Annotated in this window: 21 protein-coding genes; all 21 read left to right on the plus strand. The window is 40.7% G+C overall.

The features are described from left to right. Nucleotides 1–73: 73 nt before the first annotated feature. Nucleotides 74–418, plus strand: a complete 345-nt coding sequence (locus tag IW510_RS05190; RefSeq protein WP_202057587.1) for a nucleotide pyrophosphohydrolase — start codon at nucleotides 74–76, stop codon at nucleotides 416–418. Next, entirely contained in the window at nucleotides 411–1,196 is a 786-nt protein-coding gene (gene dapB, locus IW510_RS05195; RefSeq protein WP_202057589.1) for a 4-hydroxy-tetrahydrodipicolinate reductase, read from the plus strand. Before IW510_RS05190 ends, dapB begins: the two co-directional genes overlap by 8 nt. Then, nucleotides 1,193–2,407: a CCA tRNA nucleotidyltransferase gene (locus IW510_RS05200; protein WP_202057590.1), complete on the plus strand. Its 1,215-nt coding sequence runs from the start codon at nucleotides 1,193–1,195 to the stop codon at nucleotides 2,405–2,407. The genes dapB and IW510_RS05200 overlap by 4 nt, the downstream gene beginning before the upstream one ends. A gap of 2 nt (nucleotides 2,408–2,409) precedes the next feature. Continuing rightward, nucleotides 2,410–2,769, plus strand: coding sequence for a thioesterase family protein (locus IW510_RS05205; protein WP_202057592.1), 360 nt, complete (start codon nucleotides 2,410–2,412; stop codon nucleotides 2,767–2,769). Between the two features lie 84 nt (nucleotides 2,770–2,853). Continuing rightward, nucleotides 2,854–3,306: a hypothetical protein gene (locus IW510_RS05210; protein ID WP_202057593.1), complete on the plus strand. Its 453-nt coding sequence runs from the start codon at nucleotides 2,854–2,856 to the stop codon at nucleotides 3,304–3,306. A gap of 248 nt (nucleotides 3,307–3,554) precedes the next feature. Beyond that, nucleotides 3,555–4,238 (plus strand): hypothetical protein, encoded by a 684-nt coding sequence (locus IW510_RS05215; protein ID WP_202057594.1) that lies wholly within the window; start codon nucleotides 3,555–3,557, stop codon nucleotides 4,236–4,238. Between the two features lie 508 nt (nucleotides 4,239–4,746). Next, nucleotides 4,747–5,616, plus strand: coding sequence for a shikimate dehydrogenase (locus IW510_RS05220; protein WP_202057595.1), 870 nt, complete (start codon nucleotides 4,747–4,749; stop codon nucleotides 5,614–5,616). A gap of 28 nt (nucleotides 5,617–5,644) precedes the next feature. Beyond that, nucleotides 5,645–6,664 carry a 3-deoxy-7-phosphoheptulonate synthase gene (gene aroF / locus IW510_RS05225; RefSeq protein ID WP_202057596.1) on the plus strand — a complete coding sequence of 340 codons (1,020 nt, stop codon included), beginning with the start codon at nucleotides 5,645–5,647 and terminating at the stop codon, nucleotides 6,662–6,664. Then, nucleotides 6,654–7,151: a GNAT family N-acetyltransferase gene (locus IW510_RS05230; protein ID WP_202057597.1), complete on the plus strand. Its 498-nt coding sequence runs from the start codon at nucleotides 6,654–6,656 to the stop codon at nucleotides 7,149–7,151. Before aroF ends, IW510_RS05230 begins: the two co-directional genes overlap by 11 nt. Continuing rightward, on the plus strand, nucleotides 7,152–8,216 hold the full coding sequence (aroB, locus tag IW510_RS05235; protein WP_202057599.1) for a 3-dehydroquinate synthase: 1,065 nt from the start codon (nucleotides 7,152–7,154) through the stop codon (nucleotides 8,214–8,216). It begins immediately after the preceding gene. A 5-nt stretch (nucleotides 8,217–8,221) separates the two neighbouring features. After that, complete coding sequence (gene aroC / locus IW510_RS05240; protein WP_202057603.1) at nucleotides 8,222–9,388, plus strand: chorismate synthase; 1,167 nt, start codon at nucleotides 8,222–8,224, stop codon at nucleotides 9,386–9,388. A 26-nt stretch (nucleotides 9,389–9,414) separates the two neighbouring features. Continuing rightward, complete coding sequence (locus tag IW510_RS05245; protein WP_202057604.1) at nucleotides 9,415–10,512, plus strand: prephenate dehydrogenase; 1,098 nt, start codon at nucleotides 9,415–9,417, stop codon at nucleotides 10,510–10,512. Nucleotides 10,513–10,642: 130 nt separating this feature from the next. Next, nucleotides 10,643–11,935 carry a 3-phosphoshikimate 1-carboxyvinyltransferase gene (gene aroA, locus IW510_RS05250; protein ID WP_202057605.1) on the plus strand — a complete coding sequence of 431 codons (1,293 nt, stop codon included), beginning with the start codon at nucleotides 10,643–10,645 and terminating at the stop codon, nucleotides 11,933–11,935. Beyond that, entirely contained in the window at nucleotides 11,936–12,439 is a 504-nt protein-coding gene (locus IW510_RS05255) for a shikimate kinase (RefSeq protein ID WP_202057606.1), read from the plus strand. 8 nt (nucleotides 12,440–12,447) lie between these two features. Further along, nucleotides 12,448–13,299: a prephenate dehydratase gene (pheA, locus tag IW510_RS05260; RefSeq protein ID WP_202057608.1), complete on the plus strand. Its 852-nt coding sequence runs from the start codon at nucleotides 12,448–12,450 to the stop codon at nucleotides 13,297–13,299. A 110-nt stretch (nucleotides 13,300–13,409) separates the two neighbouring features. Beyond that, on the plus strand, nucleotides 13,410–14,567 hold the full coding sequence (locus IW510_RS05265; RefSeq protein ID WP_202057609.1) for an LCP family protein: 1,158 nt from the start codon (nucleotides 13,410–13,412) through the stop codon (nucleotides 14,565–14,567). 80 nt (nucleotides 14,568–14,647) lie between these two features. Further along, complete coding sequence (locus tag IW510_RS05270; RefSeq protein ID WP_202057610.1) at nucleotides 14,648–15,496, plus strand: DegV family protein; 849 nt, start codon at nucleotides 14,648–14,650, stop codon at nucleotides 15,494–15,496. A gap of 222 nt (nucleotides 15,497–15,718) precedes the next feature. Then, nucleotides 15,719–15,928, plus strand: coding sequence for a hypothetical protein (locus IW510_RS05275; RefSeq protein WP_202057611.1), 210 nt, complete (start codon nucleotides 15,719–15,721; stop codon nucleotides 15,926–15,928). 40 nt (nucleotides 15,929–15,968) lie between these two features. After that, a complete protein-coding gene (locus IW510_RS05280; RefSeq protein ID WP_202057612.1) occupies nucleotides 15,969–16,439 on the plus strand; it encodes a hypothetical protein in 471 nt (156 codons plus the stop codon). A gap of 198 nt (nucleotides 16,440–16,637) precedes the next feature. Further along, entirely contained in the window at nucleotides 16,638–18,530 is a 1,893-nt protein-coding gene (locus IW510_RS05285; RefSeq protein WP_202057613.1) for an ABC-F family ATP-binding cassette domain-containing protein, read from the plus strand. Between the two features lie 14 nt (nucleotides 18,531–18,544). Beyond that, the gene (locus tag IW510_RS05290) at nucleotides 18,545–19,492 is read left to right on the plus strand and encodes a thymidylate synthase (protein ID WP_202057615.1); all 948 of its coding nucleotides are present in this window, start codon (nucleotides 18,545–18,547) and stop codon (nucleotides 19,490–19,492) included. Nucleotides 19,493–19,501 lie beyond the last annotated feature (9 nt).

The raw sequence follows: 19,501 nt of genomic DNA on the forward strand, positions 1-19,501 counted from the left end.
AAAAAACAACAAGAAGAATCTTTTCAATAGAAAAAGTTTTTGTTAAGATGTGAAGGAAGGAAGGTTGAGCATAATGGATAAATCAGAATCGTTAAAGGAAATGCAGGCAGAGGTAGATGCCTATATCAAACAGTTTAAAGCCGGCTACTTTTCTCCATTAAGCCAAATGGCACGGTTAACAGAAGAGGTTGGAGAATTAGCCCGGGAAATCAATCATTATTATGGAGAAAAGCCGAAAAAAGCGGATGAACAGCCGAAAACGGTTGAAGAGGAGTTGGGAGATGTCCTCTTTGTTACGTTGATTATGGCTAACTCATTGTCGATTGATTTGACAGAGGTTTTTAATAGAAATATGAAGAAATTTAACCAACGGGATAACTATCGTTTTGAACGAAAGGATGGAAAAACACATGATTAAAATAGCGATTGCGGGATTTAAAGGTAAAATGGGCAGTACAGCAGTAAATATGGTTCTTGAGCACCCTGAACTGGAGCTTGTCAGTGTTTTAGACCCATTTTCAGAAGAAGCGAGTCTAAAGGATGTCTCTGGGTATGAAGCAGATATCCCTGTATTTAAAACGAAAGAGGCTCTGTTGATAAGTGAACCAGATGTCTGGATTGATTTCACAATTCCTGCTGTTGCTTATGAAAATACGAGCTTTGCTATTGAAAATAAAATTTCTCCGGTTGTCGGTACTACTGGTTTTACAGAGGAACAACTGACTCACTTGAAAAAACGCTCAGCAGAGCTGAAGGTTGGTGGGTTGATTGCGCCAAACTTTGCTGTCGGCGCAGTTTTGATGATGCAGTTTGCTAAAAAAGCTGCAGCCTATTTTCCGGATGTGGAAATCATTGAGCTGCACCATGACAATAAGCTGGATGCCCCTAGCGGAACGGCATTGAAAACCGCTGAAATGATGGCGGAGGTCAGGAAACCAAAGAGACAAGGTCATGCGGAGGAAGAAGAATTAATCGCCGGAGCTCGTGGTGCAGATTATGATGGCATGAAGATTCATAGTGTCAGACTCCCAGGGTTAATTGCTCATCAGCAGGTGCAGTTTGGCGGAACGGGTGAAGGCTTGACGATTCGTCATGATTCTTATGATCGAAGCTCATTTATGACGGGTGTAGCTCTAGGCTGTCAAAAAGTTGTTGCACTTGATGAACTGGTCTATGGATTGGAAAATCTATTATGAGGCTGGAGAAAATACCTGATGTTTTTGTCAGAGCATCAGCGGTCATTGAGGAAATTGAGAAGCATGGATTTGAGGCATACTTTGTAGGCGGTAGTGTACGCGATACTTTGCTGGGAAAAAAAAGTCATGATGTTGATATAGCGACGAGTGCATACCCTGAGGAAATCAAGCAAATATTCAAACGTACCGTCGATGTCGGGATTGACCACGGAACCGTTTTGGTACTTTATGAAGAGGAGCAGTACGAAATCACAACATTCCGAACAGAATCGACGTATCAAGATTATCGAAGACCGGATACAGTAACTTTTGTTCGCTCCCTTGAAGAAGATTTGAAGCGCCGAGATTTTACAATCAACGCATTAGCGATGGATAAAGAAGGCACAATCATTGATTTGTTTCATGGACTTGATGACTTAAATCATGGAGTCATTCGAGCTGTCGGCGATCCCAAGGAGCGTTTTCATGAGGATGCGCTGCGCATGATGAGAGGACTTCGTTTTGCCAGTGAATTAGATTTTGAAATAGAGACGAAAACATTAGAAGCTATTGACCTTTATCATTCTTTGCTATCCAAGATTTCGGTTGAACGGATTGCGATTGAGTTCATTAAGCTGCTTCTTGGAAAAAATCGCTGTAAAGGTCTGTTGCCGTTCATAGAGACAGCCTGCTACCAAAGCTGTCCTGGACTTAAGGACAGACTGGACGGATTAACGGCTTTCTCGAAGCTGCCAAATCAACTGATTGAAGAAGAACAGCAAGGTTGGGCATTATTACTCAAAGAACTCAGGATACCCGTTTCAGAGACTCGAGACTTTCTGAAGGAATGGAAGCTGTCTAATCACTTAATGCATGATGTGTCGGAGCTTCTTTATGGTTTGGAGGTTAGACTGACTGGGGCTTGGAAGGCAGAGGACCTTTTCAGATTGGGCTTGGAAAAAGCTTTGTCTGTAGAAAAAATGCTGTCGTTTTACCAGCATGAAGTCAATCTTGAACTGACGGAAAAGAAATATTCAGCATTGCCGATTACAGAACGCAAGCAGCTGCAAATAAGCGGCAATGATTTACTGGCTGCATTTGATAAGAAGCCGGGAAAATGGTTAGGTATTCTTATTAATGAGCTTGAGGCTGCTGTAATCAACGGAGAAGTTGTGAATAACAAACCAGACTTAATTTTGTATAGTGAAAAGTTTGTGAAAAAGGGGGAATAGAGATGGCTGTCTATTCGAAGTCTTTTATTGTTGCAGCAAACCAAACTGCCAGAGAGCTTGGTTCAGGTGATCTTGATGTTCTGGCGACGCCGGCTTTAATTGCCATGGTTGAGAATACAGCAAAAGTACTTCTCGCCAAAGTATTAACGACAGAAGAAACCAGCGTTGGAACAAAAATTGATATGGTGCATAGAAGACCATCAGCAGTTGGTGCCGAAATTACTGTGAATGTGAAACAAGAAACAGAAAAACAGGTAAAAGTTGATTTTTCATTTGATGTCTATGAAGGCTCAGAGCTTATTGCAAAGGGGACACATCAACGAGCAGTCGTAGTAACAGAAGCTTTTCTAAGTAGGTTATAATTACAGGCGTATTTTTAGGCAGTTTTCACAAAGTATGCTACACTGAAAGGTGTTAAGAATTTATTTATTAAGGAGAAAAATACTATGGCAAGAGAAATGACTGGGTTAAAATTTTATTTCAGAAATGGTGAAACTTGGACAATCGGACGTCGTTATATTGGCGATCTGTGGATCAAGCAAATCACAACAAGCTTTGGACGTATCAACGGAAGTGAATTCGTAGAAATTCACCCATGCGCAGGCTTCAAAATTGAAATTTTCCAAGAAGGAGACCATGTACAGACGCATGACATCAACATGGGCGGATTGGAGTCAGGGATGTTTGCTCGTGCATTGAAATACGAAGATATCGAACGTATGGAAATTCTTTATAAAAGCGGAACACCTGATTTGGTATACTTCCCATACAAAGATAAGAGTGATGAAGGTCTGGACAATGTTTACCAATCAACTAAAATTAGCGAAAAAACAAACAGCTTATATATTGTAATCGATCCTACTCAAACAGTAGACGATGTTTATGCAGCTGAGTTTTAATAAGTAGATGAATTGTATATGAAGTGAAATCCTCTGGGTTTCACTTCTTTTTTCATTTTTTTGACAGATAAACTGGTATTGACTTGTTTTCAGTAGATGATTCAATCATGTAAAGCAAGTATTTCCTTCAATTTTGCTATTATTTGATTTATTTTTAATACTTGTTATTTAGTTGTCATCACTTGATAGACAATTGTAAATTTACTGCTGCCTTGCTGCATTATAATAAAAGGCATGGAGGGCGAAAAATGTATCGGGTAACTTGGATTAAGCTATATTATATGGTCATGGATTCCTTTTATTCACTAATAAGAAGGAGAGGCTATCTATCATCCTTTGTCATGATTTTTTTGTTGTTTTTTCTTGTTTCATTCTCTTGGAAGGGGATCAGCTTCTTTTCTTCATGGATTGATTTAGAGCGAAGCCTTCAAGAAAAAGCACCGGATTTAGAAGCAAGCTCTTTTCAACCCTTGCTTTTATTGCTTACTATTTTAAAAACAGGAACACTGGTTGTCAGTATTATTTTGATACTTGCGGCAATTCTTTATAGCAAGCATTTTTATAAACAAAAAGCAGGTATTGAGCAGGAGGAGCTGTTGACTAAACGTTTGTTGGGGGAGACGTCATCAATTATTTCTTTGACCTTTATGTTGGAAGCCGGCTATGTCTTGCTGCTTCTAGGGAGTGTTGCACTTGTACTGGGTACGCAAGTATTTCAAAGATTGTTGGCGGATATTCAAGCGTTGGGCGCTTTTCAAATGACTGTTGCTGCCTATAAGCCTCAATTGGGACTTGAACTGCTTTTTTTCCTGTTAATCGTCGTGATAACTTTAGGAAGTGTGTTCTATTCTGTTTTCAGATTTGTTGAGAAGGAAGAGCGCTTGTTGCCAACGAGTAGTGATTTCAGTGATGCGGACAGCCACTCGGAGTGAAAAGGGAGCCGGAATTTATCGCCTTAAAAACAGGCTGAAAAAAATTTTTGACGTATTTTATAAAAAACAGTTGACAATCTATCAAATTGGGGAGTATACTTACTTCAATTCTTAAAACAGTAGTGGAGTGATTGACATGAAAACAATAATTCAAAAGCAAACACAACTGAATAAGTATTACTTTAGCTATTTTAGATGAGTTTGTATTCATGAGTATCGTGGGTGCAAACAATGCAAAACGCAAGTTTGTATCTATGATGGCTAAGGGATTTCAACATGACTTTCAAGCCGCGTAGATGAAAATCTATAGTGGCTTTTTCTTTTATCTTATTTTGCAAGGTATTCACTGTAGATTTTCTGTAAATTTACTGTGAGTACCTTGCTTTTTATTTTGATTCGGTATAAATCTTGTTATTTCAACACAGGAAGCATCCTTGATTGTGGAACAAATGAAGGAGGTAACCTGTATCACTGCTTAATAAGATTTATATACTATGGAGGTTGAACAATGGAAAACACAATTACAGGTCACACAAGACTGATTGGACTTTTTGCTGATCCAATTCGTCACAGCGTTTCACCAATGATCCAAAACACAGCACTTCAAGCATTGGGCATCGATGCTGTCTATCTGGCCTTTGAGCTGGGAGAGGAACGATTTTCTCAAGCGATTGACTCTATCCGCACGCTTGACATGCTGGGTGCAAACTTATCCATGCCCCATAAAATGGCGGCTGTTCCGATGATGGATGAGCTGAGTGAAGCGGCAAAACTGGTAGGAGCGATTAACACAATCGTCAACAAAAATGGGAAACTAATCGGGTATACAACAGATGGCACCGGCTTTATGCGGAGTTTGCAGGATCAGGAAATCGACATTATCGGGAAAAAAATGACGATTATCGGAGCAGGCGGTGCAGCAACAGCAATTATTGTACAGGCGGCATTGGACGGCGTGAAGGAAATGGCTGTCTATAACCGCAAGGATGAATTTTTTGAAAAGGTAAAAGCAAAGCTGGCTTATATCGAAGAGAGCACAGATTGTAAGATTCACTTACATGATTTAGCTGAAAAGGAAGAGCTGGCTAAAGATACATTGGATAGCAGCTTGCTGGTAAATGCAACAGGAGTAGGAATGAAGCCGAATTTAGACGCTTCTCCTGTGGAGGATTTCTCAATTCTCCGAGCGGATCTTCCCGTTTATGATGTGATTTATACACCAAGAGAAACAAAGCTGTTGAAGGAAGCGAAAGCCAGAGGAGCGAAAACGATGAATGGCTTAGGAATGCTTCTCTACCAAGGAGCTGCGGCTTTTGAATTATGGACAGGCAAAGAAATGCCGGTCGAAAAAATTAAACCAATTATTGAAAACAACTAAAATAGAGAAAATTCAGGAGGAAATTATTATGATCGTTATTATGAAAGCAAACGCAACCAAAGAACAAGTGGATTCAATTATAAAAAGAGTGAAAAAAGAAGGGCTGGATGTACAAATCAATCAAGGCAAGGATCATGTGGTTATTGGTCTTTTAGGTGATACACGTAAAATGCAGGATGTTGCATTTAACAGCTATGAAGGTGTAGAAAATACGGTACGGATTTCAAACACTTATAAACTGACTTCAAGAGAGTTTCATCCTCAAGATACTGTGGTGGACGTAGATGGCGTGAAAATCGGAAACGGTGAATTCGTAACAATGGCAGGTCCATGCTCAATCGAAGGATTAGATCAAATCAGAGAATGTGCACGAATTGCCAAGGCAGGCGGAGCTCAAATTCTGCGTGGGGGTGCTTTTAAGCCTAGAACATCGCCTTACGCTTTCCAAGGATTGGAAGAAGAAGGTCTGAAATACATTCGTCAAGCAGCAGATGAGCTGGGTATGAAGGTCATTACAGAAGTAATGGATGAAGGACACATTGATATGGTCGCTGAGTATAGTGATATTCTACAAATCGGTGCACGGAATATGCAGAACTTCAAATTGTTGGCTTCTGTAGGGAAAACCGGTAAACCAATCGGACTAAAACGTGGAATTTCAGGAACGATTGATGAATGGTTGAATGCAGCTGAATACATTGCTGTTCAAAACAACAATAATGTTATTTTCATTGAACGTGGTATCCGTACTTACGAAACAGCAACGAGAAATACATTTGATTTAAGTGCAGTACCATTAATTAAAAAACTGAGTCATTTTCCTATCATCGTTGACCCAAGTCACGGAACAGGTATTTGGGATTTAGTACCGCCAATGGCACGTGCCGGTGTTGCTTCCGGAGCAGATGGAATGATCGTCGAAATTCATCCTGACCCTGCGAATGCTTGGTCTGATGGTCCACAATCATTGAACGAAAAGACTTACATGAGAATGATGAAAGAAGTTCAGATTATGGAAAAAGCAATGAAAGAGATTGATGCGTTATAATAAAAAGGACGGAATTGAGTTATCCATAAGAGCAGTTGTTGCAGAAGAGCTTCCACAGCTTCAAAAAATGTATCAAGAAGCTTTTAGAGGGCTCTTGAAAAAGTATCAGGATAATGAAACGAATCCTGCAACTGTGACAATGAAACAGTTGGAAAAGCTTCATGCTAGTCCAACGGATGAGCAGCTTTTTATTCTGGTAGACGGAAAAGCTGTAGGCAGTATCAAGCTTTCCCATCTACCAAATGAAACAATCAAATTAGGGCCAATTGCTGTTTTGCCAACCTATCAGAAACAGGGAATAGGGAAAGCAGCAATGGCGCAAATCGAAGAAAAATACCCAGCTTGTAGGCGTTGGCTCTTGGATACAATCAAACAGGAAGTGTATCTGGTTAATTTTTACAAAAGTCTGGGGTATGTTCCAACTGGCAAGACAGAAAAGGTTCAATCAAATATGACGATTATTTTTTTCCAGAAGGAGGTCAGTTAGATGCTGACAGTTCAGTTACCCACACATGAGTATCAAATCATTATTGAAAAAGGAAGCCTATCAGCTATAGGAGCATGGACTGCGAGTTTATGGAAGCCGCAAAAAATTGCTATTATCACAGATGAAACAGTAGATGCCTTATATGGTTCAACAGTGTTAACACAGCTCAAAGAACAGGGCTTTGAAGTGACAAAATTTGCTGTTCCTGCCGGAGAGACGAGTAAATCCCTGGCAAATACAGAAAGAATTTATGAGCACTTGGCGGAAAATCAGTTCACACGCAGTGACGGTATTTTAGCTTTAGGTGGGGGTGTGATTGGTGACTTAGCTGGTTTCGCAGCAGCTACCTATATGCGAGGTATTCATTTTCTACAAGTTCCCACAACCTTGCTGGCACAGGTTGATAGTAGTATTGGTGGGAAGACTGGTGTGAATACTAAGAATGCTAAGAATCTGGTTGGTGCGTTTTGGCAGCCGGATGGCGTATTGATTGATCCGGATACACTAAATACATTGGAACCACGTCGAGTAAGGGAAGGCATTGCCGAGATTGTCAAATCAGCTGCAATTGCAGACCGTCATTTGTGGGAGCTGTTAAGCGGGTTGAAGGATGAACAAGAATTGCTGGAACAAGCTGTTACTATTATAACTGCTTGCCTAGAAATAAAACGCAAGGTTGTAGAAGAGGACGAGCTGGATAATGGTATTCGTTTGATTCTCAATTTTGGGCACACCATTGGACATGCGATTGAGAATACCGCGGGGTATGGTGTTGTCAGCCATGGTGAAGCCGTAGCAATCGGTATGGTTCAAATCAATCGTGTTGCAGAGGAAAAAGGGCTCACACCAAAGCAGACGACGCAACAGCTGATAGAGCTGCTGAAAAAATTTGGTCTGCCGATCAGCTATGAACAGTGGAATGAAGAAACCTTGTATCAAGCGTTGACCCATGACAAGAAAACAAGAGGAACAGCGATTAAAATCATCTTACTTGATGAGATTGGTAAAGCAAAAATTGTTCCGACAGATATAGAAGAAATGAAAGACTATTTGAAAAGGAGTTGAGTCAGATGAGATTTATCACGGCTGGAGAATCCCATGGACCTGAGCTGACAGCTATCATTGAAGGATTGCCTGCAGGTCTGCCGTTAAGTGCAGAGGATATCAATAAAGAGCTTGCTCGTCGCCAAACTGGGTACGGAAGAGGCGGACGGATGAAAATAGAAACAGACAGGGTAAGAATTACTTCCGGCGTTCGCCATGGAAAAACATTAGGTGCTCCTGTTACGTTAGTTGTAGAAAATAATGACTGGAAGAATTGGCAATCGGTGATGTCTGTTGAAGAGGTCTCCGAAAAAGAGAAAAACATACGACGAGTAAACAAGCCAAGACCCGGTCATGCAGACCTTGTTGGAGGAATAAAATATGGCCATGAGGATTTAAGAAATGTTTTGGAACGCTCATCTGCAAGAGAAACAACGATGCGTGTAGCAATTGGGGCTGTAGCTAAGAAGCTTCTTAAAGAACTTTCTATTGACGTTGCCGGTCATGTCGTCGTTCTTGGCGGGATTCAAGCAACGTTACCTGAGAACTTAACTGTTAAGGAAATTCAAGAAAAATCTGAGCAGTCAGAGGTTCGGGTTGTTGATCCGACAGTCGAAGAAGAAATTAAACAACTGATTGATGAAACTAAGAAGAATGGCGATACAATCGGCGGCGTAGTAGAGGTTGTTGTCGGTGGCGTACCTGTTGGATTGGGAAGCTACACACAATGGGATCGCAAACTGGATGCAAAGATTGCACAAGCAGTGGTCAGTATCAATGCCTTTAAGGGCGTAGAATTTGGTATCGGCTTTGAAATGGGCCATAGACCGGGGAGTGAGGTCATGGATGAAATCGTGTGGAATGAGCAAACAGGATACACAAGAACATCTAACAATCTCGGTGGATTTGAAGGTGGTATGACAAATGGGATGCCTGTAATTGTTCGGGGAGTGATGAAGCCAATTCCGACGCTGTACAAGCCGTTGCAAAGTGTGAATATTGATACGAAAGAAGCGTATAAGGCCAGTGTTGAGCGTTCAGATAGTACAGCAGTTCCTGCTGCCAGTGTTGTCTGTGAAGCAGTTGTGGCAACAGAAATCGCACAGGCCGTTTTAGAAAAATTTGATAGTGATTCTTTTAGTCGAATGAAGGCCGATGTACAGGCCTATCGTCTCTACACCCAACAATTCTAAAAAATAATTAAATTGGAGTGTAGAGCATGAAGAAAAATGTATTAATTATAGGCTTAGGCCTAATCGGAAGTTCCTTGGCTTTAGCTATAAAAAAGAGTCATCCGGAGGTAACAATCACCGGAATAGATATTCAAGAGGAGTCAGAAGCGTTTGCTCTGAAACGAGGCATTATTGATGCTCGAACGACTTCTATGGAAACAGCAGCAAAATCAGCAGATGTCATTTTACTTTGTTCTCCTGTAGAGATTGTGAAGCAGCAGTTAACAGCCTTGAGCATGCTGACCTTGAAAGAAAATGTAATTATCAGCGATGTAGGCAGTACGAAAAAAGAAATCGTTGAAACTGCTGTTGAACTAGGGATGAACACTTTCATTGGTGGTCATCCAATGGCTGGTTCCCATAAATCTGGTGTCACAGCAGGCGATGAGCGGTTGTTTGAAAATGCCTACTATATCATGACACCCAGTCCATTAGCTGATGTCAAAAAAATCAATGAGCTAAAGGAACTTTTAAAAGGTACTCAGGCGAAGTTTGTGACGCTTGAACCTGAGGAGCACGATAAGATTACCGGTATGCTTAGCCATTTACCGCATGTAATTGCTGCAGGACTTGTGAATCAAAGCAAGGTTTTCAATGCTGCGCATCCGCGTGCGAAGCAGCTGGCCGCCGGTGGTTTTAGAGATATTACCAGAATTGCTTCCTCTGATCCGCAGATGTGGACAGATATCTTATTAAATAATAAAACCATCTTATTGGAGCTGATAGCAGAATGGCAATCGGAGATGTCACATGTGTCAAGCTGGCTAGAATCAAATAATCAGGAAGCGATTTTTCAGTTCTTTTATGAAGCCAAAGAAACTAGAAATCAAATGCCTGTGCATAAAGAAGGCGCAATTCCGGCGTTCTATGATTTATTTGTAGATATTCCCGATGTTCCAGGTGTTATTGCGGAGGTAACCGGTATCTTAGGTAAGAAGAAGCTATCTCTTATCAATTTAAAGATTCTTGAAACAAGAGAAGACATCTTTGGAATCCTTCAGCTGACATTTAAGCGAAAAGAAGATTTGGAAAAGGCAAAAGAAACACTGGAAAAAGAGACAAGCTATCTGTGTTACGAGAAATAATAATTGAATCTATCATTTAGTAACCTATAAAAAATGAAGAGTGAATAATGAAGTCTTACTTAATCAAGGGAAAGTAACAGAAAACTATTTTCTTTATTGAGTAGAGTATGTTGGAAAGAGGAGGGGTACTTTGAAATTAACAACAAATAAACAAAGCTTATCAGGAACCATCAATATCCCAAGTGATAAATCTATTTCACATAGAAGTATTATGTTTGGTTCAATTGCCCATGGAACAACCACAATCAAGAATTTCCTGCGTGGGGAGGATTGTCTGAGTACACTTGCAGCTTTTCGGTCATTAGGAGTGGCTATTGAAGATGATGGGGAAACGATAACTGTTCACGGTACTGGCTTTGAAGGGCTAAAGCCAGCTGAACAACCGATAGACGTTGGCAATTCGGGAACGACCATTCGCTTAATCAGCGGCATATTGGCAGGACAGGATTTTAGCACTGAGTTATATGGCGATGATTCAATTGCCAAGCGTCCAATGGCACGGGTAATGAATCCGCTAAATCAAATGGGGGCAGATTGTCGTGGTCGTGAGGGTAGTGAATACCCACCACTTACCATCAAAGGGAATCCGCAGCTGCAGCCATTACACTACAACATGCCTGTAGCGAGTGCTCAGGTAAAGTCAGCGATTCTATTTGCCGCTTTACAGGCTTCCGGTGAAACAGTAGTCATTGAGAAGGAAAGAACCCGTGACCATACCGAAGACATGATTCGTCAGTTCGGTGGTAAGATAGAGGTTACAGGAAAAGAAATTCGTGTACAGGGACCACAGCGCTTGACTGGTCAGGAAGTAGTTGTTCCCGGTGACATCTCTTCTGCCGCATTCTTTTTAGTCGCTGGTTTGATTTTGCCTGAAAGCAAAATCGTTTTGGAAAATGTCGGATTAAATCCAACGAGAACAGGAATTATTGATGTTATCAAGCAAATGGGCGGAAGAATCACGATTGAAGAAGAAGGCGAAAATAATAAATCTGGAAAGATTACTGTAGAAACCAGTGAGCTGAAGGGAATTGAAATTAAAGGAGAAATTATTCCACGATTAATAGATGAATTGCCGATTATTGCATTAATGGCGACACAAGCAGAAGGGACAACCGTGATTCGTGATGCGGAAGAGCTCAAGGTGAAAGAGACCAATCGAATTGATGCGGTGGCAAATGAACTAAACCGTTTAGGTGCAGAAATCACGCCAACAGAGGATGGCTTGATTATTCAGGGGAAAACAGCATTGCAAGGCGGAAAAGTGACGAGCTATGGCGATCACCGTATTGGTATGATGCTGCAGATTGCTGCATTATTGGTGCGTGAAGGAGAAGTAGAGTTGGAAAAATCAGAAGCGATTGCCGTTTCCTACCCGAACTTTTTTGATGATTTGGAAAAACTATATAGAGCAGGAGGAAACTAGATGAAGGGCATTACGCTAATTGGATTTATGGGAGCAGGAAAAACAACGGTTGGAAAGCTTCTTTCTAAACAAACCGGTATGGCACACATTGATTTTGATGACAAAATAGTGGAAGAAATAGGCATGACGATTCAGGAATATTTTGATTTAAATGGGGAAGCTGCATTTCGGGAAAAAGAAACGAAGGTCTTGAAAAAGTATATCGATCACAATTACGTGATTTCAACTGGCGGCGGCATCGTGATGCAGCAAGAAAATCGAGAGCTCTTAAAAGCAATGGCACCTGTCGTTTATTTAGAAACAACACCGGAAGTATTCATTCCTAGATTGAAGAACGATCATACCACTGTCCGGCCACTTGTTGTATCGAAATCGCCGGAAGAAATTAAGCAGGTGTTTGAACCACGTATCACCTTTTATAAAGAAACAGCCAGTATGATTGTCAGTACAGACCAGCGAACACCGGAAGAAATTGTTGAAGAAATCTTAGCGAATGTGAAGTAGGTGAAGCGATGAAGGTTGGTTATCTTGGGCCGGAGAGCTCATTCACACATACAGCAACAAAAACAGCATTTCCAAATGAAACATTAGTGCCTTTTCACTCAATTCCCGCCTGTATTAAGGCCGTAGAGTTTAAAGAGGTCGATTTAGGCGTTGTGCCAATAGAGAACACCTTGGAAGGGTCTGTCAATACCACTGTTGATTACCTTTTTCACCAAAGTACCATTCCTGTTGGCGCAGAAATTGTGCTGCCGATTTTTCAACAGCTGATGGTCAGCAAGGAAAATCAGAAAAGCTGGAGAGAAGTTACTCGGATATTGTCCCATCCTCAAGCATTAGCACAGTCACAGGCATTCTTAAACAAGTATTTTCCAGATGCGGAGCTGGAACAGACACCGTCAACCGCATATGCTGCAAATTTTGTTTCTGAGCATCCGCAGCGAAAAATTGCGGCAATTGCCCCGAAGCTTTCTGCGGAAACCTATAATTTGGCGATTGTGAAAGAGGACATTCAAGATGTAGCAATTAATCGAACCAGATTTTGGGTGATTGGTTCAGAAAAGGTGGACCTTCCTCATATGCCTGTCGAAAAACGAAAAATGACATTGGCAATCACCATGCCGAACAATATGCCGGGAGCCCTTCACAAAGCATTGTCAGCCTTCAGCTGGCGCGAGATAGATTTAAGCAAGATAGAGTCTCGACCTTTAAAAACAGCATTGGGAGAGTATTTTTTCTTGATTGACCTTATTTCGGAAAAGCCTGTTGAGCTGATTCAGTTTGCTTTACAGGAAATTCAGCTGATGGGTGGAGAGGTCAAGGTATTTGGAAATTATAATATTCATCCCATTCATGGAATATAAAGATCTGAAAAGGTCTTTTTATTTTTCTTTAAAATCACTGTCTATGAAAGACTTTTTTCATGAAATAGGGTATGCTTATTTCTGAAAGCTAAAAAAGGTGGCGTAAAATAATGAGTAGAATGGATCGATATAAACATATACATAAAGAATCCGATAAGGAAGAAAAACAAACGGGCTTCAATCCAAGAAAATCAAAAGAGACTGGGCGTTTCGATGAACGCTATGACAATCAATATAATGATGAATATTATCAACAGTCACAGCAAGTGGATGAAGATAGAAATCATGCATACCAACGAGCTACTTATTCAGAAAACAATGGGGCTTCGATACCTCCCAAAAAACCGATAAAACCCAAAAAAGTGAAGAAGCGTGGAAAAAGAAGGTGGCTTAGATGGCTATTACTGGCGCTGTTTCTTTTAATCGTGCTTCCGGTCGTCTTTTTCTTTAAGGGTAAATATGCTGCTGAGAATGATACGTCTTTGCCTAAAGAAGCAGCGGAGGCGTTTAACGGAGTAACCAGCGCGGATGGCTCGAAAAACATTCTGCTTCTTGGAAGTGACACACGAGGTGAGGATGCCGGGCGAGCAGATACAATCATGGTCTTGCAGCTGGATGGTCCCTCAGGAAAACCTAAGCTGATCTCCTTCATGAGAGATACCTTTGTAGATATCCCGGGATATGATGCAAACAAGATTAATGCTTCTTATGCTTTGGGCGGCGCTGAATTGGTTCGTCAAACCTTGGCTCAAAATTTTGGAATAGACTGTAAGTATTACGCTAAGGTTGACTTCCAAAGTTTTGAAAAGGTTATTGATTCGTTGTTCCCTAGCGGTGTCAAAATTGATGCTGAAAAAGATATTAATTTGGATGGCGTTGATATTGCTCAAGGCAATCAAAAAATGGATGGCCATGTGCTGCTTCAATATGCGCGCTTCCGGATGGATGAAGAGGGAGACTTTGGCCGTGTCAGACGACAACAGCAAGTAATGTCTGCGGTTATTTCCCAATTGAAGAACCCGCTTGTTTTGTTGCGTACTCCTGAATCAGCTGGTAAGCTGGTCGGATACATGGCGAATAATATCCCAATGAGTTATCTTTTGATGAATGGTCCTTCCTTAGCGCTAAAAGGAGCATCTGGAATTGACCGCCTAGCGGTTCCAATTGAAGGCTCTTGGGCAGATGGCTATTATGATTACGCCGGAAGTGTTTTAGAGATTGATTTTGGGATGAATCAACAAGCGATTCAGAATTTTTTAGCGAATTAGCATGAAAAAGACAGTTTTCATCTATTTCAGAGTATGTTATATTTATTAAAGTTTAGAAAAATGAAACGAGGGTTTTTTATATGAAACTTGCGGTTGTAACTGACAGCACAGCTTATTTACCAGATAGAATCAAAAAGCATGAGGATTTGTTTATTATCCCAATCCCTGTCATTTTAGATGGAAAGATTTATAATGAAGGAATAGATATTGAAGCAGATGAATATTATGGGTTATTAAATAGCAGTTCGGAATTTCCTACAACCTCGCAACCGGCGTTAGGAGAAGTAATAGAATTATACGAATCAATTGCGGCTAAAGGATATGATACCATTCTAAGCATCCATCTTTCGGCTGGAATATCAGGATTTGTCAGTACTTTATTTTCACTTAAAGGGAGTATAAAGGGAATTGATCTCCATCCTTATGATTCTAAGATAACCAGTATGCCAATGGGACATATGGTTGAAGTTGCTTTAGAAGGCGCTCAGAAGGAGACATCGATTGAAGAAATTCTTTCGAACCTGGATACGATAAGAGATAACACCTATGCGTATTTGATTGTTGAGGATTTGAATAATTTGGTACGAGGCGGACGTCTAACGAATGGGGCAGCTCTGATTGCTGGCCTACTAAAAATCAAACCGATTTTGACATTTGAAGATGGGAAAATTGTTTTGTTCGAAAAAATTCGTTCAACCAAAAAAGCATTTACCCGCTCAGAGCAGGTCATCGGTCAGCGAAATGCAGAAATTGAGCATCCTGTAAAGCTCTATGTGATTCATGCCAACAATTTAACAGTGGCGGAAGAAGAAAAACAAAAGCTTCAAGCGCAGTATCCGCAAGCTGAAATTGAAATTGGTCATTTTGGTCCGGTTATCGGCACACATTTAGGGGAAAAGGCGATTGGAATCGCTATTTCAGCACAATAATAAATAAAAAGAGAAATTATTCTTAGTTATTTGACTGACTGGGGAGTGCAGATGTAAAGCTGCTTTCCTCGGTCTTTCTTTTTCGCTGAGTGATAGAGGACAAAAAAGCTTCGGACCTGTTTTTTCTTTGGTGCAGAAATAGTTCTACATAAGATAGATGTATGTTAAAATATTACAGTACATCTATTTTTCAGCAAATTGTTCATTGAAGGAGACTGATCGATGAAACTCACAGAAGATAGACTGCAGAAGGAAAAAATGAAACAAGTCCAACTGCTGGCAGCATACTATCAAGTGGTCAACCGTTTGCCTAAAGGGGAGAAACGGGATCAGATGATTCGAGATATCTTGATTTCCAAAGATAAAATCAAAAAAATAAACCAGCGCTTAACAGAATTGGATCAGCAAAAAAGCGCGGCAAAGAAACAATAAGAAAATAAGCCATAGATACTAGAAGGAGGTTTTTCTTGTTTTGGATTTCTTCACGATAATTTTATTACTGTTTGTTATCATATTATATGCTTACTTGATACTGGTTAGAAAAAGCGTTCAACTATTTGCCAAGCGATCACCGGCACCGGCAATCATTGGTGTAGGCTTAGGTGCCATTTTTCTTTTGTTCGGGCTGTTCACACCTCAGACTTTAAATGATAAGATGCAGGATATCCTGACAGCTTGCTTGTTATTCAGCTTTTTACTTGATTGCAAAGGATTAGCAGATACTAGAATCATTACGAATTCTTTTGATAATCGCGGCATACAGTATTCTGAGCTGGAAAAAATTGTATTACAGGTCAAGGACCAGAATTTGAGCATGAACTATTTCCGAAATGGCCGCAGAGGTCCAATTTTACATTTTACGATGCCTTTAGATAATTTTCTGGCATTTCTTTCTGATAAGGTAGCAAAGGATTTAGAAATAGATATTGTAATTGAGGAATAACACAAACAATTTATTTTCCCTTAACTGAGCCATAGGTAGTTGGCAAGGTTGGGGGATTTTTTATTAAGATTCTCAGATAAACAGTAAATGACAAATGATTTGTCAAATTTTTTTATGCTAAAGTTTTGAAAAGAAATCCAGCTTCTTTTTTTACAGTTTTTTTGTTACAATGAATCAGAATGAAAAGGATGTGAACCTGTGAAGGAATTAAGAGTTGAACAGTTAACCAAAACATTTGGAGAGAAAACGCTATTTGATGACCTTTCCTTTTTGATCCACGAAAAGGATCGAATCGGGTTGATTGGAATCAATGGAACAGGTAAAACAAGTTTACTGAATATACTTGCCGGAAAAGATTTTGGCGATGGCGATATCAATCCGGTTAAACAGGCAAAGGATTATCGAATCGGCTATTTGTCTCAAGCCAATGAATTTGATCCGGAGCTGACAGTTGTTGAAGCAGTTTTTCAAGGGGATACGCCAATTATTCGTGCAGTGAAGGAATATGAGTTAGCCTTGCTGGCATTGAATCAAGATGGAATGAATGAAGCCGTACAAAAGCAATACGCTCGTGCCGAAGAAAACATGAATAAAGAAGATGCGTGGTCTGCTGACACAAATGCAAAAATAATTCTTCAAAAGCTGGGAATCAGCACATTAGAAAAGAAAATCGGTACTTTATCCGGTGGTCAACAGAAAAGAGTCAGCTTAGCACAAACCTTGATTGAAGCACCGGATTTATTGTTGCTGGATGAGCCGACGAACCATTTGGACTACGAGGCAATCAGCTGGTTGGAAAAATACCTGAAAAGCTATTCCGGAGCGCTGATGATGGTTACCCACGACCGGTATTTCTTAGATCGAATAACGAATCGAATTTTTGAACTTTCCTTTGGGAAGCTTCATGAGTATGTCGGAAATTATGAAGCATACATTGCTACTAAAGCTGAACGTGAGCGAGTAGAGGTGGAGCAGGAAACAAAAAGAAAGCAGTTGTTTAAGCAAGAACTGGCTTGGATGCGTGCAGGTGTACAGGCGAGAGGGACAAAACAGCAGGCACGTCAGGATCGTTTTCATGAGTTGAAGGAGAATCTTCATCAAGTGAAGACAACGGAATCCATTGACTTGAATTTGGCAACACAGCGTTTAGGCAAAAAGGTACTGGAAATCGAACATGGCTTTTACAGTATTGAAGGGAAAGAATTACTTACGGACTTTTCTCTGCTTATTCAGGCTGGGGAGCGAATCGGTATCACCGGAAAAAATGGTGCTGGCAAATCAACCTTGTTAAACCTGTTAGCTGGTCGGCTTACTTTAAATAGTGGAAACTACGTGATTGGTGAAACCGTACGTCTGGCCTACTACACACAGCAAAATGAGAAGATGGATCCTGAAAAGAGAATGATTGCTTATTTACAGGAGGCAGCCGAAGAAACCCGGACAGCGGATGGTCAAATGATTGGGGTTGCTGAGCTGTTGGAGCGCTTCCTCTTTCCGCGATTTATGCATGGAACCAAGATTGGCAAGCTTTCCGGCGGAGAAAAACGCCGATTATATCTTTTGAAATTATTAATTGGTCAGCCCAATGTTCTTTTGCTGGACGAACCGACCAATGATTTAGATATTGATACATTAACAGTATTGGAAGATTATATTCGTCAGTTTAGCGGCACTGTTATTGCCGTGTCTCATGATCGCTATTTCCTCGATAAAACAGCGGATAAGCTGCTTGTTTTTAAGGGAGAGGCTGAGATTACGACATTTTATGGCGCAATGAGCGAATATTTGGCACAACAGACTGATGAGATGGCCGAAGTTAAGAAGGAAAAACCAGTTGCTGTTGCAGCTGAAGTTTCTGAGAAAAAGGAAAAAACGAAGCTAACCTACATGGAGCAAAAAGAGTGGGACGTTATTGAAGAGGAGATTGCAGCACTTGAGCAGGAGCAAGAAGAGGTTGCAGAAGAAATGAATCATCAAGGCGATAACTTTACTCGTCTTCAGGAGCTCCAAAAGCGATTGGATGAGTTGGAGCATCAGCTGGAAGAGAAAATTGAACGTTGGGATTATTTGAGTCAATATACAGACGATTAGCGGGAGGAAATAGTATGGAAAATGCGTATCTTGATTTAGGGAGAAAAATTTTAGAGGAAGGGCATTTCAAGGGTGACAGAACCGGAACAGGGACGAAAAGTATCTTCGGCTATCAGATGCGATTTGATTTATCAGAAGGCTTTCCTTTATTAACAACCAAAAGAGTACCCTTTGGTTTGATTAAAAGTGAACTTCTCTGGTTTCTTAAGGGAGACACAAATATTCGCTACCTGCTAGAGCATAACAATCACATTTGGGATGAGTGGGCTTTTGAGCGTTACATTAAGAGTGCTGACTATCAGGGACCGGATATGACGGATTTTGGTCATCGTGTGTTGAAGGATGAAGAGTTCAAGGCTGCTTACGAAGAACAGCACAAGCTATTCTGCGAAAAGATTCTGAATGATCAAGAATTTGCGAATAAATATGGAGAATTAGGAAATATTTACGGAGCACAGTGGCGGCATTGGGAAACAAAGGATGGTTCGTTTATTGACCAGCTGCAAAATGTTATCGACATGATTAAAACATCTCCAGACTCCCGCAGACTGATTGTTTCAGCGTGGAATCCAGAGGACGTTCCAACGATGGCACTTCCTCCCTGCCATACCATGTTTCAGTTTTATGTGAATGACGGGAAATTGAGCTGTCAGCTATATCAAAGAAGTGCAGATGTGTTTCTAGGGGTTCCCTTCAATATCGCCAGCTATGCCCTTCTGACCCATTTGATTGCCCATGAAACCGGCTTGGCTGTCGGCGAATTTGTTCACACCTTGGGCGATGCTCATTTGTATACGAATCATATTGAACAAATGGAAGAACAGTTGACAAGAGACGTGCGTCAGGCGCCAAAGCTAATCTTGAATGAAGAAAAAGAATCTGTATTTGATTTTGAGATGGGTGATATTTCTTTAGAAGGATATGATCCGCATCCGACAATTAAAGCACCAATCGCAGTATAAGAGTTGAAA

The organism is Enterococcus sp. BWR-S5 (assembly GCF_016745255.1).
GTDB lineage: Bacteria > Bacillota > Bacilli > Lactobacillales > Enterococcaceae > Enterococcus_L.

Excerpts from the sequence above, each read along its gene's own strand:
- IW510_RS05190 (WP_202057587.1), top strand. The coding sequence starts at position 74 with ATGGATAAATCAGAATCGTTAAAGGAAATGCAGGCAGAGGTAGATGCC.
- dapB (WP_202057589.1), top strand. The coding sequence starts at position 411 with ATGATTAAAATAGCGATTGCGGGATTTAAAGGTAAAATGGGCAGTACA.
- IW510_RS05200 (WP_202057590.1), top strand. The coding sequence starts at position 1,193 with ATGAGGCTGGAGAAAATACCTGATGTTTTTGTCAGAGCATCAGCGGTC.
- IW510_RS05205 (WP_202057592.1), top strand. The coding sequence starts at position 2,410 with ATGGCTGTCTATTCGAAGTCTTTTATTGTTGCAGCAAACCAAACTGCC.
- IW510_RS05210 (WP_202057593.1), top strand. The coding sequence starts at position 2,854 with ATGGCAAGAGAAATGACTGGGTTAAAATTTTATTTCAGAAATGGTGAA.
- IW510_RS05215 (WP_202057594.1), top strand. The coding sequence starts at position 3,555 with ATGTATCGGGTAACTTGGATTAAGCTATATTATATGGTCATGGATTCC.
- IW510_RS05220 (WP_202057595.1), top strand. The coding sequence starts at position 4,747 with ATGGAAAACACAATTACAGGTCACACAAGACTGATTGGACTTTTTGCT.
- aroF (WP_202057596.1), top strand. The coding sequence starts at position 5,645 with ATGATCGTTATTATGAAAGCAAACGCAACCAAAGAACAAGTGGATTCA.
- IW510_RS05230 (WP_202057597.1), top strand. The coding sequence starts at position 6,654 with ATGCGTTATAATAAAAAGGACGGAATTGAGTTATCCATAAGAGCAGTT.
- aroB (WP_202057599.1), top strand. The coding sequence starts at position 7,152 with ATGCTGACAGTTCAGTTACCCACACATGAGTATCAAATCATTATTGAA.
- aroC (WP_202057603.1), top strand. The coding sequence starts at position 8,222 with ATGAGATTTATCACGGCTGGAGAATCCCATGGACCTGAGCTGACAGCT.
- IW510_RS05245 (WP_202057604.1), top strand. The coding sequence starts at position 9,415 with ATGAAGAAAAATGTATTAATTATAGGCTTAGGCCTAATCGGAAGTTCC.
- IW510_RS05255 (WP_202057606.1), top strand. The coding sequence starts at position 11,936 with ATGAAGGGCATTACGCTAATTGGATTTATGGGAGCAGGAAAAACAACG.
- pheA (WP_202057608.1), top strand. The coding sequence starts at position 12,448 with ATGAAGGTTGGTTATCTTGGGCCGGAGAGCTCATTCACACATACAGCA.
- IW510_RS05265 (WP_202057609.1), top strand. The coding sequence starts at position 13,410 with ATGAGTAGAATGGATCGATATAAACATATACATAAAGAATCCGATAAG.
- IW510_RS05270 (WP_202057610.1), top strand. The coding sequence starts at position 14,648 with ATGAAACTTGCGGTTGTAACTGACAGCACAGCTTATTTACCAGATAGA.
- IW510_RS05275 (WP_202057611.1), top strand. The coding sequence starts at position 15,719 with ATGAAACTCACAGAAGATAGACTGCAGAAGGAAAAAATGAAACAAGTC.
- IW510_RS05290 (WP_202057615.1), top strand. The coding sequence starts at position 18,545 with ATGGAAAATGCGTATCTTGATTTAGGGAGAAAAATTTTAGAGGAAGGG.